This window comes from Phenylobacterium sp. GW821-FHT12F10 (assembly GCF_058806695.1).
Genome location: NZ_JBXAPY010000001.1, coordinates 1,260,304 through 1,281,597, shown reverse-complemented (window position 1 = coordinate 1,281,597; position 21,294 = coordinate 1,260,304). Strand labels below are relative to the sequence as shown.

Below are 21,294 nucleotides of genomic sequence, written 5' to 3'. Positions count from 1 at the left end.
TTTGGCCGGGCAAGCCCTTGAAGGCAAGCCCTAAGTTTCGTCGGGGGCGCCTTCGACCATCGCCTCGGGCGCTTCATCCTCGCCGCCGCCCTGGTCGGCCAGGCGTTCCACCGAGACGACGTGCTCGTCCTGGGCGGTGCGGAAGATGGTGACGCCGGAGGTGTTGCGGCTGATGACGCGGACCTGGGCGACCGGGGTGCGGATGAGCTGCCCCTGGTCGGTGACCAGCAGAATCTCGTCGAACTCCTCCACCGGGAAGGAGGCGGCCAGACGTCCGCCCTTGCCCTTCTTGGTGAGGTCCTGGGCCAGCAGCCCCTGCCCGCCCCGGCCGGTGCGACGGAACTCGTAGGCCGAGCTGCGCTTGCCGTAGCCCTCGGTGGAGACGGTGAGGATGAACTCCTCGGCCGCCCCCAGTTCGGCGATACGGTCGCCCGACAGGGCGGCTTCCTCGCCGGCCTCGTCGTCGTCCTCGGGCGCCGCGGCGTCCTCGATGTCCTCGCCCTCGCCCGAGACGGCGCGACGCATGGCGTTGGCGTGCTTCACATAGGCCGCGCGTTCGGCCGGGGTGGCGTCCACCGAGCGCAGGATGGCCATGGAGATGACGCTGTCGCCCTCGGCCAGGCGGATGCCGCGCACGCCGGTGGATTCGCGGCCGGCGAAGACCCGGACCTCCTCCACGGCGAAGCGGATGCAGCGGCCGAGCGCGGTGGTGAGCAGGACGTCATTGGCCTGAGCGTTGCAGACGCCGACGCCGATGATGGAGTCGCCCTCGTCCAGCTTCATGGCGATCTTGCCGTTGCGCTTGATGCCGACGAAGTCCGACAGCTTGTTTCGCCGCACGCCGCCGGAGCGGGTGGCGAACATGACGTCGTACTGATCCCAGGTGGCCTCGTCCTCGGGCAGGGGCAGGATCGAGGTGATGCTCTCCCCCGGCTCGATGGGCAGGAGGTTCACGAAGGCCTTGCCGCGCGAGGTGGGGGTGCCCACCGGCAGACGCCAGACCTTGAGCTGGTAGACCTTGCCGCCCGAGGAGAAGAACAGCATCGGGGTGTGGGTGTTGGCCGAGAAGACGCGGGTGACCGCATCCTCGTCCTTGGTGGACATGCCCGAGCGGCCCTTGCCGCCGCGATGCTGGGTCCGGTAGGTCACCAGCGGGGTGCGCTTCACGTAGCCGCCGTGGGTCACGGTGATGACCATGTCCTCGCGGGCGATCAGGTCCTCGTCCTCGACGTCGGCGTCGCCGTCGACGATCTCGGTGCGGCGCGGCACGGCGAAGGCGGCGCGGACCGCCACCAGCTCCTCGCGGACCACCGCCATGATGTTGTCGCGCGACGACAGCAGGCTGAGGTGGCCCTGGATGGCGCCGGCCAGGGTCTCGGCCTCGCCGAAGATCTCGTCACGGCCAAGGCCGGTGAGGCGCGACAGGGTCAGGGCCAGGATGGCGCGGGCCTGCTCCTCGGTCAGGCGGATCAGGCCGCCCTCTTCCAGGACCGTGCGCGGGTCGGCGATCAGCTCGACCAGGGGCATCATGTCGCCCGCCGGCCAGCCCTTGGCCACGATGCGCTCGCGCGCCTCGGCCGGGTCCTTGGACGAGCGGATGATGTGGATGAACTCGTCGATATTGGCCACGGCGATGGCCAGGCCCACCAAGACGTGGCCGCGGTCGCGGGCCTTGGAGAGTTCGAACTTCTCGCGGCGGACCACGACCTCCTCGCGGAAGTCGATGAAGGCCACAATCATCTCGCGCAGGCCCATCTGCTGCGGACGCCCGCGGTTCAGGGCCAGCATGTTGACCCCGAAGCTGCTTTGCAGCGGGGTGAAGCGGTAGAGCTGGTTCAGCACCACGTCGGCCGAGGCGTCGCGCTTCAGCTCGACGACGACGCGCATGCCCTGGCGGTCGCTCTCGTCGCGCAGGTCGGCGACGCCCTCGACGCGCTTTTCCCGCACCAGTTCGGCGATGCGCTCCACCAGGGAGGCCTTGTTCACCTGATAGGGGATGGCGGTGATGATGATGGCTTCGCGGTCCTTGCGGACCTCTTCGATGGCGGCCTTGCCGCGCATGATCACCGAGCCGCGCCCGGTCATCAGGGCGGTGCGCGCGCCGGTGCGGCCGATGATCTCGCCGCCGGTGGGGAAGTCGGGGCCCGGAACGATGTCCAGCAGTTCGTCGGTCCCGATCTCGGGATTGTCGACATAGGCCAGGCAGGCGTCGACGATCTCGCCCAGGTTATGAGGCGGGATGTTGGTGGCCATGCCGACGGCGATGCCGCCCGCGCCGTTCACCAGCAGGTTGGGGATGCGCGACGGCAGGACCACGGGCTCATGCTCGGAGCCGTCGTAGTTGTCCTTGAAGTCGACCGTGTCCTTGTCGAGGTCGGCCAGGATGGCCATGGCCGCCTTGGTCAGGCGGCACTCGGTGTAGCGCATGGCCGCCGGCGGGTCGTTGTCCACCGAGCCGAAGTTGCCCTGACCATCGATCAGCAACTGGCTCATGGAGAACGGCTGGGCCAGGCGCACCAGGGTGTCATAGATCGCGAGGTCGCCGTGCGGGTGATACTTACCCATCACGTCGCCGACGACGCGGGCCGACTTCACATAGGAGCGGTCAGGGGTATGGCCCTGCTCGCTCATCGAGAACAGGATGCGGCGGTGCACCGGTTTCAGGCCGTCGCGCACGTCCGGAAGGGCGCGGCTGACGATGACGCTCATGGCGTAGTCGAGGTAGGACTTCTTGAGTTCGTCCTCGATGGCGATAGGGGCGATGCCCCCGCGCCGGCCGTCGTCCGGAGGGATGGTGCTGTCGTCGCTCAAGGGGAATTTTTCGCCGTTGGAATCGGACTGGAAATCAGAGTTCAGTTGTTAACATCCCAGGACCCCCGAGGCCAACCTTCGTGAGCCCGGGAAACGCCTTAGGAGCCGCCATGAGATATGCCCTGCTTGGCCTGATCGCCAGCGTGACCGCGACCGCGGCGCTCGCCGCCACACCGCCGGCCAACCTTCGGATCGATTTGAAGAATTCCACCGGCGGCTCCGCCGGCGTCGCGACCCTCACCGCCGCTCCCAACGGCGTGCTTCTGAAGCTGGAGGTCAAGGGCCTGACGCCCGGCTGGCACGGCCTGCACTTCCACGAGAAAGGCGACTGCTCGGCGGCCGGCTTCACCTCGGCCGGCGCCCACGTCCATGGCCAGGCCAGCGTGGTCCACGGCCTGCTGAACCCCGACGGCAACGAGGCCGGCGACCTGCCCAACCTCTATGTGGCCGCCGACGGGAGCGGAACCGCCGAACTGTTCTCCACCTATGTCACCCTGGGGGGCGGCGGGGCCAAGCCCGACCTGATGGACGCCGACGGCTCGGCCCTTGTGATCCACGCCAATCCCGACGACCACATGGCCCAGCCCATCGGCGGGGCGGGGCCGCGCATCGCCTGCGCGACGATTCCGAAGGGTTAGACCGACAAACCTCGCGGCCCGGCCCGACCGGCCGCCGCGAGGTCCCTCCCCGCGCGGGCTTGACGGCCCCCGAAGTCGGCACTATTTAACGAATAGGTTATTTAACGGAGTCGTTAAATGCAGCTGGCGACCGACCCCCTGAGCGCGACGCTCTCGGCCCTGGCCGACCCCACCCGCCGGGCGATACTGGCGCGGTTGGCCGAGGGCGAGGCCACGGTGGGGGAACTCGCCGAGCCCTTCGACATCAGCCTGCCGGCGGTGTCGCGGCACCTGAAGGTCCTGGAGGCGGCGGGCCTGATCTCGCGGGGCCGGGAGGCCCAGTGGCGGCCCGCCCGGCTGGAGGCGGGGCCTTTGAAGGACATCGCCAGCTGGCTGGAACACTACCGCCGCTTCTGGGATGGCAGCTTCGACAAGATGGACGCCTACCTGGCCGAACTCACCAAAGGAAAGCCCCATGGACGCAAGCACTGAGATCGGCCGCCCGGCGCACGGCGCCGCCCTGCCCGACGACGAGCTGTTCATCGTCCGCGCCTTCGCGGCGCCCGTCGGCCTGATCTTCCGCCTCTGGGAAGACCCCGTGCACCGCGCCCGCTGGTGGGGGCCGAAGGCGGTCATCTGCTCCCATTTCACCCACGAGTTCCGCGAGGGCGGCGCCTGGCGCGGTTGCATCATCTCGGCCCAGTTCGGCGAACAGTGGCAGGGCGGCGTCTATCGCGAGATCGAACGCGACCGGAAGATCGTCTTCAGCTTCGCCTGGGACTCCGGTCCCGCCGGCGGAGCGGAGAGCCTGGTCACCGTCACCCTGGCCGAACGCAACGGCATGACGGTGCAGACCTTCCACCAGGCCCCCTTCGCCAATCTCGAACGGCGCGACAACCACCTCGTCGCCTGGAGCCTGCTGTTCGACCACGAGCAGGCCTATGCCGAGGCCCTGGCCCAGGGCGGCGTCCGATGATCGCCGATCCCAGGGTCGGGGCGTTCGCGCCGGGCCGACCCGTTGTCTCCCACAAGCCGGAGGGCTCCATGAAGCTCCAGATCCTGGCGGCCTGCGCCGCCCTCGTCATCCTTCCCGCCGGCCAGGCCATGGCCGCCGACCCGATCACCGCCAAGCTCGCCGCGCCCGTGGCGGCGAAGACCAAGTTCATCGCCGGTGGCGCCCTGTTCAACTGCGAAGGCGACACCTGCATCGCCCTGGCGCCGACCGCCGAGACCTTCGGCGCCTGCAAGGCCGTCGCCGCCAAGGTGGGGGTGATCGTCGCCTTCAGCGGCCGCAAGGCCCTGGACGAGGACAAGCTCGCCGACTGCAACAGAACGGCCGCCGCCAAAGCCGCCGACGCCCTCGCCAAGCCGTAGGGCCACCCCTCTCCCAGCAGCTCATTCGCCGAGCTTCTGTGTGACTGGGCCGTCGAAGACCGACGGGAATCGACGGCCCGCTTTTTCCTTCCAGGTCGGGCGCGCAAGACTCGCCGGGCCGCAAGCCGAACGGAGACTTCGATGGATACCGTGAGCGTGCGTTACTTCGTCGCCGACATGGACGCGGCGGTCGCCTTCTATCGCGATCTGCTGGGGTTCACCGTCGACATGCAGGCGGGGCCGGGCTTCGCCATGCTCAGCCGTGGGCCGCTGCGGATGCTGCTGAACCGCCCCGGCGCCGGAGGCGCGGGCCAGAGCATGCCCAATGGCGACGCCCCCGCACCCGGCGGCTGGAACCGCATTCAACTGGCGGTGGGGAACCTGGAGGCGGAGGTCGAGAGACTGAAGGCGGCGGGGGGCCGCTTCCGCAACGAGATCGTGCAGGGCAACGGCGGCAAGCAGATCCTCATCGAGGATCCTTCGGGCAACCCGATCGAGTTGTTCGAGCCGCCAGCCCGATAGGGCGCGGGTCGCCCCCGTCGCGACGGGCGCGAGACGCCTTGCCACCGGCCGGCCAGGGGATCAAACCTCAGGGATGGCTATGGTTATGGGCGCGCTCGCGCCGCGGTTCGTCTGCCCGACGACCAGCAATCCGCGTTACACCTCGGCCGCGTTCGGGGGCCGCTACATCCTGCTGGGCTTCCTGCCCACCGACGAGGCGGGCCGCCGCCAGGCCCTGGCCCAGCTGGTGGCGTACCGCGACCTGTTCGACGATGTCCGCCTCTCGGCCTATGGCGTGCTGCGCGACGAAGGCGCGATCGCCCTGGCCCGCGACCAGGTGGGGCTGCGCTGGTTCCTGGACCGCGACGGGGCGGTGAGCCGCCTGTTCGAGGCCCTGGACGACGAGGGCCAGGCCCGGCCCCGCTGGGTGCTGCTGGACCCGGCCGAGTGCGTCCTGGCGATCGCGGACATCGACAGGCCCGAGCGTCTGTTCGAGCTGGTGCGCACGCTGCCGGCTCCGGAGGACCACGCCGGGACGCCGTTGCACGCCCCGGTGCTGATCGCCCCGCGGATCTTCGAGCCCGACCTCTGCCGGCGGCTGATCGCCCATTACGAGGCCGACGGCGGCACGCCCTCGGGGGTGATGCGGGAGATCGGCGGCAAGACGGTGGGCATGCTCGACGGCTACAAGAAGCGCCGCGACACCATGATCAGCGACCCCGACCTGGCGCGCGAGACCCGGCTGGCCCTGACCCACCGCCTGCTGCCGCAGATCCGCAAGGCGTTCCAGTTCAAGGTCACCCATATCGAGCGCTATCTGGTGGCCTGCTACAGCGCCGAGGACGGGGGCTATTTCAAGCCGCACCGCGACGACACCACTCCAGCCACCGCCCACCGGCGGTTCGCCTGCTCGATCAACCTCAACGCCGAGGAGTTCGAGGGCGGGGACCTGAGTTTCGCGGAATTCGGGACCAAGACCTACCGGCCGCCGACCGGCGGGGCGGTGGTGTTCTCCTGCGCCCTGCTGCACGAGGCGACGCCGGTGACCAAGGGCCGCCGCTACGCCTTCCTGCCCTTCCTCTACGACGCCGAGGCCGCCGAGATTCGACTGGCGAACCTCGGCAGCCTGGCGGACCCCGACCCCGCCCGGCCGACCGAACCCTGAGGCGGGCCGCGACCTAAGCTCCTAGAAGGGGATCTCGTCGTCCAGGTCGGCGGAGAAGTCCTCGCGGGGAGCCGAACTCTGGGCGCGGGGGCCGGAGGAGAAGCCGCCGCGGTCGGAGGCGCCGTAGCCGCCGCCTTCGTCGCGCTCGGCGTCGCCGCGGCCGTCCAGCATGGTCAGCTCACCACGGAACTTCTGCAGGACGATCTCGGTGGAGAACTTCTCAACGCCCGACTGGTCGGTCCATTTGCGGGTCTGGATCGAGCCCTCGATATAGACCTTCGAGCCCTTCTTCAGATAGTTCTCGGCCACCTTCACGAGGTTCTCGTTGAAGATCACCACCCGGTGCCACTCGGTCTTTTCCTTGCGCTCGCCCGAGCTCTTGTCGCGCCAGGTCTCCGACGTGGCGATGCGCAGATTGGCGACGCGATCGCCCGAGCCGAGGCTGCGAATTTCGGGGTCGGCGCCCAGATTGCCGACCAGAATGACCTTGTTGACGCTGCCCGCCATGTCGCTGTTCCTGTCTTTTCCGTAGATGCGGACCGTCGGTCCATGGGCGGCACGCTAGACGAGCCGGCCCGGACGATCAATCTTAATGTTCTCGTTACGTTCGCGTTCGGCGACCGCCGTCCACAGGCGATTGCCCGTGGCGTAGGGTCGCGCGCTACTGCCGCGGCATGGCCCCGGGGACGGCGAGACGCCCGTCGCCGGTGCGGACCAGGGCCACATAGCGGTGGGCCTCCAGGGAGGGCGCGGTCAGCACCCCCTCCTTCTGCAGGAAGATGAAGTTGCCCTGATAGGCGCCGGTGATCTCGTACTGGCTACCGCCCATGCGCAGGAACTTGATGCGCATGGCCTCCAAGGAGGCGGCGCAATGCTCGAGGTCCGAAAGCCCGCTCACCAGCTTGTTGTACTTCAGCGTCCCGTCCTTCTGGAACTGGACCACGTAGCAGACGCCCACGTCCCCGGGCGGGACGGTGCGTTTGGCGCAGGCGCCGAGGGCGATCAGGGCGGCGCCGAGCAGGAGGAGATTGCGAACCATGGCGTCAGACTACACAGCCCGATTGCGGCGCGCGAGTGGCCTTTGTCCTCAGCCGATCGACGGGATGGCGCAGCCGGGGCCCTGGTCCACCAGGGTGCGGAAGCTACGGTTGTCGCCGGAGACCTCGACCTTGCCGGGGACCAGACGCAGGGTCTGGGTCATCCAGCGGCCATAGGTGGCGCCGCCGGGCCGTTCGCAGTGGCCGGCGAACAGGGCCTGGACGCAGGCGCCGAGCGGCATCTCCGAGGGCAGCTTGGACCAGGCGGCGCCGGAATAGCGCCAGCAGGCGCCGACGGGGCCGCCGGCGGCGGGGGTGGCCGGGGCGCTGGCGGTCGGCGGCGCGGGCATGGCGGGGGCCTGGGCGACGACGGGCTCGGTCTGGACCGGCGGCAGAGGGGTCAGGACGGTGCCGGCCTGGTCGGCGGCGGCCAGATTGCCGCTGGAATCGACGCCGACATCCAGGGCGCCGGTGGCCACGCCGTTCTTCTTGGCGCACTCGGCCAAGGTGACCTCGCCGACATACTGGCCGGCGACGAAGCACCGCAGCGGGCGGGCGGGGTCGATGCCGCCGTCATCGGTGGAGGTCGTCTCCACCACCAGGCCGCCCTGGGAGGCCGGCGGGGCGGAGGTCTTGTCGCTGCGGGTCTTGGAGACCATGCCGATGGCGATGCCGAGGCCAGCCAGGAGGGCGAGCGCCCCGCCGATCAGGGCGAGAACAATCCGCCGGTCGTTGAAGATATCCATGCCCCCTCGCTAGACCGCGCGTGTGACGGTTTCAAGCGTTCGTGATCGGAAGCGCCGTCAGCTCCCGCCGTTCAAGCGGTTGAGGGCAGCCTGGTAGTTGGCGATCTGGCTGGTGAGGTAGGCCGGGACGGGACCGCTGGCCTTGGCCTTCTCCGAGGCCCGCTGGCTCAGCGGCGTGGCCGCCTCCTTGAGGTCCTTGTAGGCGCTGCGGATCACCCCCAAGGCCGCGGCCAGGGCGGCCTTGGCGTGGGAGACGCCGTCGGCGTCGTCGAGGTTGAGATCCTTCTCCAGCCCCAGGCCATAGAAGGCCCCCTTCCCGTCCGCCGGGGTGGTCTTGCCGTCCTTGCCGGTGACGGTGGCGCGCACCACGCCCTCGGGAATCCCCAGCAGGTCCAGGGCGTCCTTGCCGGTCTTGCCGGCCGAGAACTCCAGGATGGTGCGTTCGTTGAGCGGCTTGACCTGGATCGACCGGATCCCGCCCGAGGTCACGATCTCGACCTTGGCCTGGTAGTTCAGGCCGCGCTTCAGCTTGGTGACCAGGGTCTCCAGGGTGTCGTTGGCGTCCATGGTGATGGTCTTGAAGGCCCCGGCCTCGCCGGTGCGCACCTGGAACTGATCGCCGGCCCGCACCGAACTGACCGCGGTGAGCTGCGGGGAATCGGTCAGGTCCAGCGTGCCCTTGGGCAGGCCCAGGCGATCCAGGGCGCTGGCCCCGGAGGAGTCGATGGCGATGGCGGTGGGGGTGGCGTAGCCGTCCTTGCCGCTGAAGCGCCGGGAGAAGCCCACCGCGCCGCTGTTGACGTCCAGCTCGGCCAGGAAGCCGTCCTTCTTGGCCACCGGATCCTGGCCCGGCAGGTCGGTCCCGGCCTGGCCGGTGAGATAGATGCGGCCCTCGGACATGGCCAGGCCGGAGACCCGGTCGTCGCCGGCGCCGCCGTAATAGGCCATCCGGTCGGCGGCGTTGGGGCCGAGATCGGCCGCGACGCGGGCGGCGAAGCCGTCGGTCCCGCCGCTGTAGCCGCGGGTGACGGCGCCGGCGGCCATGGAATCGTTGCGCGTCGAGCCGGCTATGACCAGTTGGCCGCCGTCCAGGGCCAGGCCCGCGATCTCGCCGCCGGCCAGGTCGCCCAGGTCGCGGGCGGCGGTTTCGGCGGGGGTTCCGCCGGAGAGGTCGAAGCGGTGAAGGACGGCGTGGCCGTCCTCGTTGTTGGCCAGGTACAGGGTCGAGCCGTCCACCACCAGGCCGCCCGGGCGGTCCGACCCGGCCGAGCCCACGGTCTGGGTGAACAGGGTGGACACCTTGCCGGCGGCGTCGGCCTTGAAGCCCTCGATATAGCTGTCCCAGCCGCCCAGGGCGGTGGTTCCCGGCAGGCTCGACTGGGCGCGGCCGGCGACATAGACCGACCCGTCGGCGCCGAAGGCGATCTGGCTGGCCTCGTCGTTCTGGCGCGCGCCGCGGCGCTCGGTCCAGAGCTCCTCGCCCTCGGTGTTCAAGACCGTGACGAAGCTGTCGGAACTGGTGGCGAAGCTGCCGGTCGCCCCGGAATTCAGCGCCCCCTCCGTGGCGCCGCTCAGGCCCCCGGTGACCTTGCCGGCGACGGCGACCTTGCCGTCGGCGGAGACCGCCAGGGCCAGGCCGCTGGCGTTGGCCGAGGCGCCCAGGGTGCGGGTGAACAGCAACTTGCCGGCGGAGTCGTACTTCAGCAGGGCGACGTCCTGATCGCCCTTGATCTCCTGGCCGCTGGTCTTGCCGGTCACGTCGGCGAGCACATAGACCGAGCCGTCGGGGGCTATCTGGGTGGCGTGGACGGTCCCGACCGTCTTTTCCATGTCCTTGGCCCAGACCCGGCCGTCGATATAGTTGGCGTCGCCGAGCGCCTGGGGCGGCGGCGTCACGTCGATGGTGTCGGTCTGCACCTTGAGCAGCTGGCTCAGCACCACCCCGTCCTTGGTCGAGGCCTTGCCGTCCGGGTCGGGGTTGCCGACGCTCTGGGCCAGGTAGATGGCCGGTTCGGTCTTCGGCGCCGAGAAGGTCAGGGTGTCGCCGGAATCGACGTTGAACTTCATCGCCCACTGGTCGGGATTGACCCCCACCTTCACCGGCTTGCCGCCCACCTGGACGGTGCGGTCGCCGCCGGGGATGCGCAGGGAGGACACCCGCGTGCCGACCCCGGAATCGCTGAGCTGGGTGTTGATGTAGGCCATCACGTTGGACATGTTCCGCGGCGTGCCGCCCATGTCCGCCAGGTCGATGGTGATGTCGTGCGTCACCCCGACGCGCTTGATCGAGATGTTGAACTTCACGTCGCCCTGGAAGGCGTCCACCGGGGCGGCGACGTCGCCGGAGACCAGCGGCGGCGTGGTGTAGTCGGTCTTGGCCTTGGTCACGCCCACCTTGGACTTGGCCTTGTCGGTCACCTGGGCCCGGGTCAGGCGGATCTGGTCCATCTCCAACTGGTCGGTATAGGCGGTGACCTCGGCCAGTCCCTTGCCGAACACCGACTTGATCCGGTCCTTGTCGACGCTGGTCAGACCCTTGCCGCCGATCTGGTCCACGACGCCGGCCAGGGTGTCGAGGCCCTGATAGAGCGCGAACAGCTTCTTGTAGTCGGAGCTGGCGCCGGCCAGGTCGAGCTGGGCGGCGTTCTCGTCGATCAGCTTGCGGCCCAGCATGGCGTTCTTGACCGCCGTGGTCATCAGGGCCGGGGTGTTGGAGGCGGTCTTCGCCCCGGGCAGCCAAGGCGCGCTGGGGGCGTACTTCTTGGCGGTGCTGGTCCCTGACGCGGTCGTGGTCGTACCCGACGCCGCGCCGGAGCGCGCCGCGTAGTAGTTGACCAGGATGCTGGTGTCGAAGGTGATCGTCATGATCCGCCGTCCGCGGACAGGGTTCCGCCAGCCGACCTTGCCACGGCGAGGGATGACGGGACGTTAAGCCGCAGCGTTAAGACGCGAAAGGCCCGAGCCGGAACGGCTCGAGCCTCAGGACGCCCGGACTGTGGCGCGGGGTTCAATTACTTGAACAGCGACAGGATGATCTGGGGCGCCTGGTTGGCGATCGACAGGGCCTGGGCGCCGAGCTGCTGCTGCACCTGGAGGGCCTGCAGGTGGGCGCTCTCCTTGGCGACGTCGGCGTCCACCAGGTTGCCGATCCCGGCCTGCAGCACGTCGGTCAGCTTGGAGACGAACTTGTTGTGGTTCTCGATCTGTTTGGCCTGGGCGCCGAGGCCGCCGAGGGCCTGGTTGACGTTGGCGATCGAAGTGTCGAGGTCGGTCAGGGCCTGCTGGGCGTTGGTCACCGTGGTGATCGACGCCGTCGAGGCCAGGGTGATGATCAGGCCGCCCAGGCTCATGTCCTGGCCCGAGAGGGTGATGTAGGCGTTGGCGTCGGCGTTGGCGAGGAAGCGGATCGAGGTGGTGGTGCCGTCCAGGATGTCGGCGCCGTCGAAGGAGGCGTTCTGGCCGACCTGGGCGATCTGCCGCAGGATCGACTTGAAGTCGGCGTCCAGGGCGGTGCGGGAGTTGATGTCGAGGGAGGGGTCCTGGGCGGAAACCACCTTCTCCTTGAGCTGCACCAGCAGGTCGGAGATGGATTCACCGGCGGCCATGGAGACTTCGGCGATCGACTGGGCCCGGTCGAGGCTCATCTTCACCGCGGAGAGGGCGCCGATGTCGGCGCGCTGGCCCTGGGCGATGGACCAGACGGAGGCGTTGTCCTTGGCGTTCGCGATGGACAGGCCCGTATTGATACGGTTCTGGACTTCGCTCAGCTCATCGTTGGTCTTGTTCAGGTTCTGCAGCGCGACAAGCGCCGACTTGTTCGTATGAACGCTGATTGACACTACTCGGCCTCCTTGGCGCGCCCGGCCCCTTCAAACGCCTCGCCTGCGAGTCGTTGAGACCGGTCTTCCTGCGCTGGAAGCTATGGAATCATGGTGTCCAGAAGGTTAACGGCCATATGCGAGCGACTGCCAGCCGGTTTCCCGGGGCAGTGAAATCAACAGATTGCGAGCCTTACGGGCTCGTCAGATCTTGGCGCGGATAACCGTGCCGGCGGTGTAATCGTCCTCGTCGCGCATCTTCAGGAGCTCTTCCCGCGGATACTGCGCCACGATGTCGCCCGTGCGCCGGTCCACCGTCTTGTAGACGTAGGACCCAGCCTGCTCCTCGATCACCAGCCGGAGATCGGCCTGATCCTGCGAGCCTTCGGCGATGCGAACCGAGAGCGGTCCGGTCTCGAGGGCGGGCGGAGGAGGCGCCTGCTGGTTGATGTTCGGGTCGGCGACGACCGCCAACTTTGTTGCCTTGGTTTCCATTTCTCCATTCGTTGACGGGCCAGGCCCGAGAACGTCCCTGTTTGACCGAAATCGGCGGGGAGGAAATCGCCCTCCCCGCCAGGTCCGGCCGGTGACGAGGCGTTTCCGCCTCGCGCGCCTGCCTAGCCTCGGAAGAGGCTGAGCAGACCCGAAGAAGAACTGTTGGCGATCGACAGCGCCTGGACACCCAGCTGCTGCTTGGTCTGCAGTGAGGTGAGCCGCGCGCTTTCCTTGGCCAGGTCGGCGTCGACGAGGTTGCCCACCCCGGCGTCGATCGAGTCCTGCAGCTTGCCGATGAAGGTCAGGTGGGCTTGCAGAGACTTGGAGCCCGTACCCAGCTTGGACAGCGCCGTGGAGACGTTGCCGATGGCCGAGGCGACGGTGGCGATCATGTTGCCGGCGCTGGTCTGGGTGCCGATGGAGGAGGTCGAGGTCAGGCCGCCGGCGCCGCCCATGATCGTGCCGCCGAGCGACAGGTCCTGAGCCTGGACCGTGATCTTGGAGGAGCCGTCGTCATTGGCGAGAGCCGCGATGGTGGTGCCGCCCGAGCTGATCATGTTCACCCCGTTGAACGTGGCGTTGGAGACCGACTTGGCGATCTGGTCGCGCAGGGCCATGAAGTCTTCGTTCAGGGCGGTCCGCGAGGCGGTGTCGAGGCTGGAGTCGGAAGCGGCGAGGGTCTTTTCCTTCATCTGCAGGAGCAGATCGGAAACGGCTTCACCGCCGGCGATGGCGACATCGACGGTCGATTGCGAGCGTTGCAGGGAGTCCTTGACCGCGTTCAGGGAGCCGGAGGTCGCACGCTGGTTCTGGGCGATGGCCCAGATGGCGCCGTTGTCCTTGGCGGAAGCGATCTTCTTGCCGGTGTTGATGCGGTTTTGAACCGTCATCAGGTCGGCGTTGGTGGCGTTCAGGTTCTGCAGGGCGACCATGGCCCCGACGTTGGTATTGACGCTATTCGGCATCAGAGGTGTCCTTGTTCTCAGGTCACCGGTCGGCATTTTGCTGACCGCAGGCATTTTGCCCGTGTGGTTAAGAGCAAGTTCCGGGCCACCCCAGGGTGTGCGCCCACGGGCTATCGGCCCGCCATAAGATGTTGAAATGGTGAGATTAAACCCTTGTTAGGGACGTTCGCGCCCGGCAAGATTTGCCTAGCTTGACGGCGCTTGGGCAGAAATTGCCGACCTCACACGGCAAACGGCGCCCAGCAGTTCAAAGAGCTCGCCGGGCGGGGCCACCCCTTTCGGGGGAGCGCCCGCCCGGCGCTGCGACCAACTTAGCTGCGGAACAGGGACATGATCTGTTGCGGCATCTGGTTGGCGATCGACAGCGCTTGGACACCGAGTTGCTGCTTCGTCTGCAGCGAGGTGAGCCTTGCGCTCTCCTTGGCCAGATCGGCGTCGACGAGGTTACCCACCCCGGCGTCGATCGAGTCCTGTAGCTTGTTGATGAAGGTCAGATGGTTGGCGAGCGACTTGGAGCCCGTCCCCAGCTTCGACAGGGCGGTCGAGACATTCGCGATGGATGCCCCGATCGTCGTGATCATGGCGGCGGCGGCCGTCTGCGTCCCGATCGAGTCGGTAGGCAGAACTGAAACCGCGCTGCCGGGCGTGCCGAGCGACATATCTTGCGCCATGACCGTGAGCTTGGATTGACCAGACTCATCGGCCAGGGCGGCGATCGTCACCGGACCCCCGACCTGACTTCCGTCCAACATATTCACGCCGTTGAACGATGCGTTCTTCGTCGCCTTGGTGATCTGGTCGCGCAGGGCCATGAAGTCTTCGTTCAGGGCCGTGCGAGAGGCAGAATCCAAGCTCGAGTCGGACGCAGCCAGCGCCTTCTCCTTCATCTGCAGCAGAAGATCCGAAACCGTCTCACCGCCAGCAATAGCGACGTCGACCGTGGACTGACTGCGTTGCAGTGAATCCCGGACGGCGTTCAACGAGCCGGACGCCGCACGCTGGTTCTGGGCGATCGCCCAGACAGCGCCGTTGTCCTTGGCGTTCGCCACCTTCTTGCCAGTGTTGATGCGGTTTTGAGCCATCGCCAGGTCGGAGTTGGTCGCATTGAGGTTTTGGAGCGCGACCATCGCGCCCACGTTGGTGTTCACCGAATTGTACGGCATTTGGGATCCTTCCATTCTGGTCGGGAGAGAGTTTGCGGCTTTTGCCTGCGGGGCGTTCTTCGCCTTATCCCCACCCTCGCAAGGCGCGGGCCAGTTTCGACGCCGCGTTCACTTTTTATCTTATTGTTCTAATTGAGTTTTCTAAGGGCGGCCGGGCCGCCGCGTTAAGCATGCCCGGACTCAATTGCCGCCTCGGCACGACTTGCCGGGATCAAAGCTGCGGGCGGGTCTGGCCGTGCCGATTCTGCCGGGCGAGGCAAGCAGAACCCGGACCGAGCGCCACCGCGCCGCGGCCAGCCCGGCTCACCAGCCCAGGTCGCAGTCGCCCGGCGGGCTGTCGATGCTGGCGTCGAAGACGTTGAGATCGCGGACGAAGATCGAGGTGCACCATTCGATCTTGTTCACCGGGCCCGGGCCGTAATAGTCGATCCGGCGGAAACCGGCGGCGCTCAGCAGGCGGTAGGCGCCGTTGTACTGCCAGCGGTCGGTGTTATCGAACAGGATGAACCCGCCCGGCTTCAGGTGGCGGATGGCCAGCCAGGTGCTGAGCGTGCGGGCCATGCCGTCCACCACGATGACGTCGAAGTGCTCGGGGGGAAACGCCATGATCTCGGTGGCGTAGGCCACAAACTCCTCCGACAGCAGGCCATGCATGATGTTGTGCGGCGTGCTGTGGGACAGGGGCAGTTCCGGCGGCTCGGCGAAGAACGGCGCCACGGCCGCCCGCCGCTCGTCATCGACCGCCGCGTCCATCTCCCGGACGATGACCTTGAGGTTGGGCTGGGCGGCGTTGGAGACGTGCAGCCCCCATTCCTTGTCGTGCTCGACGCTGGTGACCTCGGCGACATTGTTGGCCCACCAGAGGGAGGAGCCGCCGCAGCCGTACTCGAACACCTTGAAGTCGGGCCGGATGATCCGCTTGAGCTGGATGAAGGCCGGATAGGTGATCCAGGGGACCACGCCCTCGTTGTTGCGCGGAATGCCCCCCAGGCTCTCGAACCAGCCGCGCTTCTGCAGGTAGCCCTGGGCGAAGCGATAGATGTCGGCGTTGACCGCGGCCTGTTCGTTGATGTCCATTCGCGCGGTCCCCCAGAGGCCCTAGGCCGCGCCGCTTTTCAGCAGGCCGTCGAAATAGGCGATCGTTCGGGTCAGGCCCTGTTCCAGGGCGATGGTGGGCTGCCAGCCGTCCAGCAGGGCGCGGGCCTTGGAGATGTCGGGCTGGCGCTGCTTGGGATCGTCGGACGGGAGGGGCTGGTAGGTGACCTTCGACTTCGACCCGGTCTGGGCCACCACCATCTCGGCCAGGGCCTTGATGGTGAACTCACCCGGATTGCCCAGATTGATGGGGCCGGTGACCTCGTCGCCGGTGTTCATCAGGCGGATGAAGCCCTCCACCAGGTCGTCGACATAGCAGAAGGACCTCGTCTGCAGCCCCTCGCCGTAGAGGGTGATCGGCTCGCCCCTCAGGGCCTGCATGATGAAGTTGGAGACCACACGACCGTCATTGGGGTGCATGCGCGGGCCGTAGGTGTTGAAGATCCGCGCCACCTTGATCTGCAGCTTGTGCTGCCGGTGGTAGTCGAAGAACAGGGTCTCGGCGCAGCGCTTGCCCTCGTCGTAGCAGGACCGGATGCCGATGGGGTTCACATTGCCCCAGTACTCCTCCACCTGGGGATGGATGGTGGGGTCACCATAGACCTCGCTGGTGGAGGCCTGGAAGATCTTGGCCCGCCGGCGCTTGGCCAGGCCCAGCATGTTGATGGCCCCGTGCACGCTGGTCTTGGTCGTCTGGACGGGGTCGAACTGGTAGTGGATCGGCGAGGCCGGGCAGGCCAGGTTGTAGATCTCGTCCACCTCGGCGAAGAGCGGAAAGGTCACGTCGTGACGCAGCAGCTCGAAGTTCGGGTTGGGCAGCAGATGGGCCACGTTGCGCCGCGAGCCGGTGTAGTAGTTGTCGACGCACAAGACCTCGTGCCCCGCGTCCAGCAGACGCTCGCAGAGATGCGAGCCGACAAAGCCGGCGCCGCCGGTGACCAATATGCGCTTCATGTTCGTCCGATCCTGCCGGGTCGGACGCTATGACCGCCGACCCGTTGAGCCGCCGAACCTAGACTGAGTCTCGCGCCCCGTGGGCCGGCGTCACTGGGCCGCGGCCCCCTCCCCCAGCACCCGCGGGTCGCCCTCCAGGCTGGAGGTGTCGAAGCCGTGGAACAGGGACAGGAAGCGGAAGGGGTGGGCCTGATAGGACGGGTACATCACGTTGTTGATGTCGGTCTCGGTGTCGAAATAGGCGATCTGGGGCGCCTCGCCGCGGATCTGCAGGTGATGACGGGCGAAGATCAGCCCCACCTGGTCGATCCAACGCGTGACCTCGGGCTTGGCCAGCTGGGTTTCCAGATAGCGGGCGAGGAAGGCCAGCAGGCGATGGGCGTTGGGGGTGGGGTTCACCCACAGCAGGTTGGCGGTCAGGCGCGAGCCGGCGTTGAGGCTCAGTTCGTTCTCGTTGAACATCACGTCGGCGCGCGCACCGCGGGCCAGCAGGTCGGCGACGCCGCGCTGCAGGATCAGGTCGATGTCGGAGACGAAGATCGGTCGCTCCAGCCGCGCCAGCAGGCCCCCCAGGCGCAGGAACCGCACGCACTGGAAGTGGGCCACGGGCCGGGCGATGAAGCCCTTGGGCGGGGCGTCATAGACCTTGGTGGTCACGGCGTCGGCGTCGAAGGCGTCGCCGGCGAAGATCAGGCGCTCGTCCCCCACGCCCACGGCCGCGGCGATCTCCGCCAGGCGGCCGGCGCCGCCGATCACATGGATGACGATCAGGCTGGGGACGTCGGCGTATTTCAGCACCGAGAGCGCATACCAGCGGGCGTAGAGGTCCACATAGGTCTCGTCGGCGGCGGCGAAGAACACCGCCTCCACCCCCAGCCGGTCGGCCGTCGCCCGCACCCCGTCCCAGTCCATCGGCGCGCCGGTGGCCGAGACGAAGGTCAGCTCGGGTTCGGGATCGGGCGCCGGCGTCGGGGCGTTCACCGCCGCCAGGTCGACAGCGTCCAGCAGCAGCCCGTAGTGGATCGCCCAGCCCTCCCACTCCGAGCCGGGCTCGACCTCGATCCGCAGGCCGGCCGCGGCGGCCAGCAAGGTCTGGATCTGCGCCTGGCTCTGCGCGGTCAGCGGGCGGCAAAGGATCAGGCTGACGACATCGTGGATGTCGCGCAGCCGCAGCAGGGGATGGGTGTCCGGGGCGGGGTCGAGGGCCAGCGCCACCTTGTCGGCGATCTCCGCCAGGGCCGGGTCGGCGGGGGGCGCCGGCGCCTGTCCCACCTGGGCCAGGGCGTCGAGGGCGGCGGGATGCTTTGGATTGATCGCCGCCAGGGCCCGGGCGTAGCGGTTGACTTCCGTCCAGCGGCCCAGGACCTGGTTGCAGGTCATGGCCGCGCTCAGCATCGGCTCGTTCTGGGGCACGAGGGCGGCCATGGCGGCGGCGTAGCGCTCCGCCTCGGCGATCTCGCCGGCCGCCACGTGGGCGTTGAACCTGTCCACCGCCGGCAGGGAATAGGCCTGGATCTCGGGCAGCAGGCGGTCCGTGTCGTCGCTGAGGGCGCGAAGGGTGCGCAGCACCGCCAAGGCCTCCAGGCTGCGGCCGCGCGCGCCATAGGCCTCCAGCAGGGGGCGCAGGACCGCCTCGTCGCGGGGCCGCAGGGCCGCCAGGTTCTCCAGCACCGTCAGGGCGTCGTCGGGCCGTCCTTCGGCCGCCAGGCGCTGGCCGAGGTCCAACAGCCGCTGGGTGGTGGCGGTCTGGCGCTTGGCCCGGCGCTCGAACAGGAAGTCCATCTGCAGCAGTTCGCCGTTGCGGACCCCCTGCAGGCGGTGGAAGTCGACCACCTCGGCGCAGCGGAAGCCCATGGCGGCCAGTTGGCCGAACACCGCCTCGGCGCGCGCGCCGCCGAGGTTGAACTCCACAAGCGAGACCTCCACCAGGATGTAGTCGGCCTGGGACAGCACGGTCTGGCCGCCCTGCAGGACGTCCAACTCCGAGCCCTGGGTGTCGATCTTGACGAAGTCGAAGCGGCGTCCCGCCAGCAGGTCGTCCAGGCGGACCTTGGGCACGGACTCCCGAACCACGAACTCCTCACGGAAATAGTCGGTGTCCTCACGGTAGAGCGAGGCGCCTGTGGTCTGCAGCCATCCGGCCGTGACGAACAGCTCGCCGACTCCGGCCTCCCGCGAGGCCGCCACCATGTGCCGCTCGAAGGGCAGCCGGGCCAGGGTTTCGGCGCAGTGGGGATTGGGCTCGATCAGGGTCGGGACGCAGTCGGGGAAGACCGCCAGGAAACCGGTGGCGAACCGCCCCTCGTGGGCCCCGATGTCCAACAGGGTGGCCGGCGCGTAACCCTCGGCGCGAAGGCCTTCGAGAATGGTCTTGATCATCCGACTTCCAGTTCAGGACCAGATCCGCGCCGTCGGCGCGGACGAGTCAATCGGCGGCGGCGCGGCGCGGCCGGACATCGGCGGGGGGCGTCTCGAGGCTCTCCCCCTCGGCCCAGGCGATGTCCTGCGGCGTCCACATCCGGGCGTCGGCGGGGATGGGGCGGGCCAGATGGCGGCGGGCCAGCTTGGCCTTGTAGTGGCCGGCATAGTCCTCGACCGCCAGCATCTCCTGGCCCTCGTGGTCGTGGTCGACGCCGACCCGCATATAGACATCGAGATTGGACAGGTCCGGGCGCGGCAGGGCGCCCTGCTGATAGTCCACCACCATGTTGGCGTAGAGGTCCTCCAGGCTGCCCACCAGCTTCTCCATGTTGAAGAGGTCGCAGGTGTCGCGGTTGGCCTCGAGCTGGGCCTTGTAGGCGGCGATCTGGGCGCGGTCGTGGCCCAGGGCCACGGCGCGCGCCACGTAGTCCTCGGGATTGGAGCAGACCAGGTCGGTCAGGCCCGAGGCCCGCACCAGACTGCCGCAGACCCGGGCGGCGAAGCTGCGGCCCGAGAGGGTGACCATGGGCACCCCCATCCACAGGGCGTCCGAGGCGGTGGTGTGGGCGCCATAGGCGGCGGTGTCGAGGAAGAGGTCCGCCAGGGGGTAGCGCGCCAGGTGCAGGGAATTGTGCAGCTTCGGCGCGAAGATCAGGCGCTCGCGGGCGATCCCGTGTTGTTCGGCGAAGGCCAGCAGGCGCTCGTGCGTCTCGGGCGAGCTCTCCAGCAGCCAGAGCACGCTGCCCTCGACACGCCCCAGGATGGTCAGCCAACGCTCGAAGGTGGCGCGGCTGATCTTCTGGGCGCCGTTGAAGCAGCAGAAGACGAAGGCGTCCTCGGGCAGGCCGGCGGACTGGCGGGTCGGGCGCTCCGGCGAGACCACCCGCTTGCGGTCGTTGGGCTGGTAGCACGGCAGGCGCACCACCTTCTCGGAGTAGTAGATCTCCGAGCCCGGCGGGATGATCCAGCCGTCGGCGATGATGTAGTGGTGATAGGGGCTGCCCATGGTGCCGGGATAGCCCAGCCAGTTGACCTGGATCGGGGCCGGCCGACGGGCGAAGACCGCGGTGCGCGACTCCCGCGTGTGGCCGTTGACGTCCACGAGGATGTCGATCCCGTCCTCTTCGATCCGGCGGGCGGCCTCGGTGTCGCTCATCGACCGGATGTCGACCCAGTGCTCCACAGCCTGGCGCGTGCGCAGGTTCAGGGGGTCGGCGGAGGGCGTGCCGCAGTAGTAGGCGAAGACCTCCACCTTGGATTTGTCGTGCAGCTCGAACAGCTCGGCCATCAGGTAGCCGACGGCGTGGTCGCGCAGGTCCGAGGAGATGTAGCCGACCTTCAGGCGGCGGCCCCGCAGGTCGATGGGGGCGCGGCGGCGGCCTTCGATCTCGCTGTCGGGGGGCGTCTCCACCCCGATCTCCACATAGCGGCTGGCCGAGGCCAGTTGCAGCATGGGGTCGTCGGTATAGGCGGCCATGGACAGGGGGTGGATGGAGGTCAGCAGGCCCTGCCGGTCCACGCCGGGCAGGGATTCGATCACCGGCCATTTGCACTGGGCCAGGCGCATGGCGAGATACTGTTCGATGACGTCGCGCTGGGTCGGGTCGAGGGCCAGGGCCTCCCGCATGGCCACCTCGGCCGCCTCGATCCGGCGGTTGTCGGCCAGGACCCGGGCCAGTTGCTTCAGGGTGGCCAGCTTGTAGCCGACCCGCTCGCCGCTGACGGCGCTGACGTGATCAAGGCCGGCGCGCCACAGCGCGATGGCCTGGTCGATCTCCCCGCTGCGCTCCAGCACCCCGCCCAGGTTGATATAGGCCGGCATGAAGTCGGGGCTGACGGCGATGGCCGCCTGCAGGGCCTCGATGGCGGGGGGCAGGTCCCCCCCCTGGGTGTGCAGGCAGCCGCGGTTGAAATGGGCGACGTAGAGCTGCGGATGCTCCGGATTGAAGCCCGCCCAGATCTTGTAGAGCTGGGTGGCCTGATCGGCCCTCCCCGCCCCGCTGAGCGCGTTGGCGGTGTTGATCAGCTCGCCAAGCGCCAGGGTCCCCGAGGTCGTTTTCTGGAGCGCGGAGAGGAAGAGGTCCTGGGGCATCGCGGTCTCGAGCATGTCCTTCCAGCCGTCCCGACCCCGG

The 21,294-nt window shown here is 68.3% G+C and carries 19 protein-coding genes; 6 read left to right on the top strand and 13 right to left on the bottom strand.

Going from position 1 to position 21,294, the window contains the following annotated elements:
* Positions 1 to 30: 30 nt before the first annotated feature.
* A complete protein-coding gene (gene gyrA, locus AC1RN5_RS06410; RefSeq protein WP_493040420.1) occupies positions 31 to 2,811 on the bottom strand; it encodes a DNA gyrase subunit A in 2,781 nt (926 codons plus the stop codon).
* Positions 2,812 to 2,921: 110 nt separating this feature from the next.
* Between gyrA and AC1RN5_RS06405 the strand changes: the two genes are divergently transcribed.
* The 6 genes from AC1RN5_RS06405 (at position 2,922) to AC1RN5_RS06380 (ending at position 6,468) form a co-directional block, all read left to right on the top strand.
* Positions 2,922 to 3,449 (top strand): superoxide dismutase family protein, encoded by a 528-nt coding sequence (locus AC1RN5_RS06405; protein WP_493040419.1) that lies wholly within the window; start codon positions 2,922 to 2,924, stop codon positions 3,447 to 3,449.
* A 117-nt stretch (positions 3,450 to 3,566) separates the two neighbouring features.
* Entirely contained in the window at positions 3,567 to 3,920 is a 354-nt protein-coding gene (locus AC1RN5_RS06400; RefSeq protein ID WP_493040418.1) for an ArsR/SmtB family transcription factor, read from the top strand.
* A complete protein-coding gene (locus tag AC1RN5_RS06395) occupies positions 3,904 to 4,404 on the top strand; it encodes an SRPBCC family protein (protein WP_493040417.1) in 501 nt (166 codons plus the stop codon). Before AC1RN5_RS06400 ends, AC1RN5_RS06395 begins: the two co-directional genes overlap by 17 nt.
* 68 nt (positions 4,405 to 4,472) lie before the next feature.
* On the top strand, positions 4,473 to 4,802 hold the full coding sequence (locus AC1RN5_RS06390) for a DUF8200 family protein (RefSeq protein ID WP_493040416.1): 330 nt from the start codon (positions 4,473 to 4,475) through the stop codon (positions 4,800 to 4,802).
* A 141-nt stretch (positions 4,803 to 4,943) separates the two neighbouring features.
* Complete coding sequence (locus AC1RN5_RS06385) at positions 4,944 to 5,324, top strand: VOC family protein (RefSeq protein WP_493040415.1); 381 nt, start codon at positions 4,944 to 4,946, stop codon at positions 5,322 to 5,324.
* A 73-nt stretch (positions 5,325 to 5,397) separates the two neighbouring features.
* Positions 5,398 to 6,468 (top strand): 2OG-Fe(II) oxygenase family protein, encoded by a 1,071-nt coding sequence (locus AC1RN5_RS06380; RefSeq protein ID WP_493040414.1) that lies wholly within the window; start codon positions 5,398 to 5,400, stop codon positions 6,466 to 6,468.
* Positions 6,469 to 6,489: 21 nt separating this feature from the next.
* Here the strand turns inward: AC1RN5_RS06380 and ssb are convergent, their stop codons facing one another.
* The 12 genes from ssb to AC1RN5_RS06320 all read right to left on the bottom strand — a co-directional run bounded on the left by ssb (position 6,490) and on the right by AC1RN5_RS06320 (position 21,269).
* Positions 6,490 to 6,975, bottom strand: a complete 486-nt coding sequence (ssb, locus tag AC1RN5_RS06375) for a single-stranded DNA-binding protein (RefSeq protein WP_304699637.1) — start codon at positions 6,973 to 6,975, stop codon at positions 6,490 to 6,492.
* Between the two features lie 154 nt (positions 6,976 to 7,129).
* Complete coding sequence (locus AC1RN5_RS06370; RefSeq protein ID WP_493040413.1) at positions 7,130 to 7,507, bottom strand: hypothetical protein; 378 nt, start codon at positions 7,505 to 7,507, stop codon at positions 7,130 to 7,132.
* A gap of 48 nt (positions 7,508 to 7,555) precedes the next feature.
* Positions 7,556 to 8,251, bottom strand: a complete 696-nt coding sequence (locus AC1RN5_RS06365) for a hypothetical protein (protein ID WP_493040412.1) — start codon at positions 8,249 to 8,251, stop codon at positions 7,556 to 7,558.
* Between the two features lie 57 nt (positions 8,252 to 8,308).
* Entirely contained in the window at positions 8,309 to 11,116 is a 2,808-nt protein-coding gene (locus tag AC1RN5_RS06360) for an NHL repeat-containing protein (RefSeq protein WP_493040411.1), read from the bottom strand.
* Between the two features lie 146 nt (positions 11,117 to 11,262).
* Positions 11,263 to 12,090, bottom strand: coding sequence for a flagellin (locus tag AC1RN5_RS06355; RefSeq protein ID WP_421931912.1), 828 nt, complete (start codon positions 12,088 to 12,090; stop codon positions 11,263 to 11,265).
* 183 nt (positions 12,091 to 12,273) lie between these two features.
* On the bottom strand, positions 12,274 to 12,564 hold the full coding sequence (locus AC1RN5_RS06350) for a hypothetical protein (protein WP_493040410.1): 291 nt from the start codon (positions 12,562 to 12,564) through the stop codon (positions 12,274 to 12,276).
* 122 nt (positions 12,565 to 12,686) lie between these two features.
* Positions 12,687 to 13,529: a flagellin gene (locus tag AC1RN5_RS06345; protein ID WP_493040409.1), complete on the bottom strand. Its 843-nt coding sequence runs from the start codon at positions 13,527 to 13,529 to the stop codon at positions 12,687 to 12,689.
* A gap of 311 nt (positions 13,530 to 13,840) precedes the next feature.
* On the bottom strand, positions 13,841 to 14,692 hold the full coding sequence (locus AC1RN5_RS06340) for a flagellin N-terminal helical domain-containing protein (RefSeq protein WP_493040408.1): 852 nt from the start codon (positions 14,690 to 14,692) through the stop codon (positions 13,841 to 13,843).
* A 303-nt stretch (positions 14,693 to 14,995) separates the two neighbouring features.
* Complete coding sequence (locus AC1RN5_RS06335) at positions 14,996 to 15,769, bottom strand: O-methyltransferase (RefSeq protein ID WP_493040407.1); 774 nt, start codon at positions 15,767 to 15,769, stop codon at positions 14,996 to 14,998.
* A 21-nt stretch (positions 15,770 to 15,790) separates the two neighbouring features.
* Entirely contained in the window at positions 15,791 to 16,741 is a 951-nt protein-coding gene (locus AC1RN5_RS06330; protein ID WP_493040406.1) for a UDP-glucuronic acid decarboxylase family protein, read from the bottom strand.
* Between the two features lie 90 nt (positions 16,742 to 16,831).
* On the bottom strand, positions 16,832 to 19,120 hold the full coding sequence (locus tag AC1RN5_RS06325; protein ID WP_493040405.1) for an FkbM family methyltransferase: 2,289 nt from the start codon (positions 19,118 to 19,120) through the stop codon (positions 16,832 to 16,834).
* Between the two features lie 46 nt (positions 19,121 to 19,166).
* On the bottom strand, positions 19,167 to 21,269 hold the full coding sequence (locus tag AC1RN5_RS06320; RefSeq protein ID WP_493040404.1) for an O-linked N-acetylglucosamine transferase, SPINDLY family protein: 2,103 nt from the start codon (positions 21,267 to 21,269) through the stop codon (positions 19,167 to 19,169).
* Between the last annotated feature and the right edge of the window lie 25 nt (positions 21,270 to 21,294).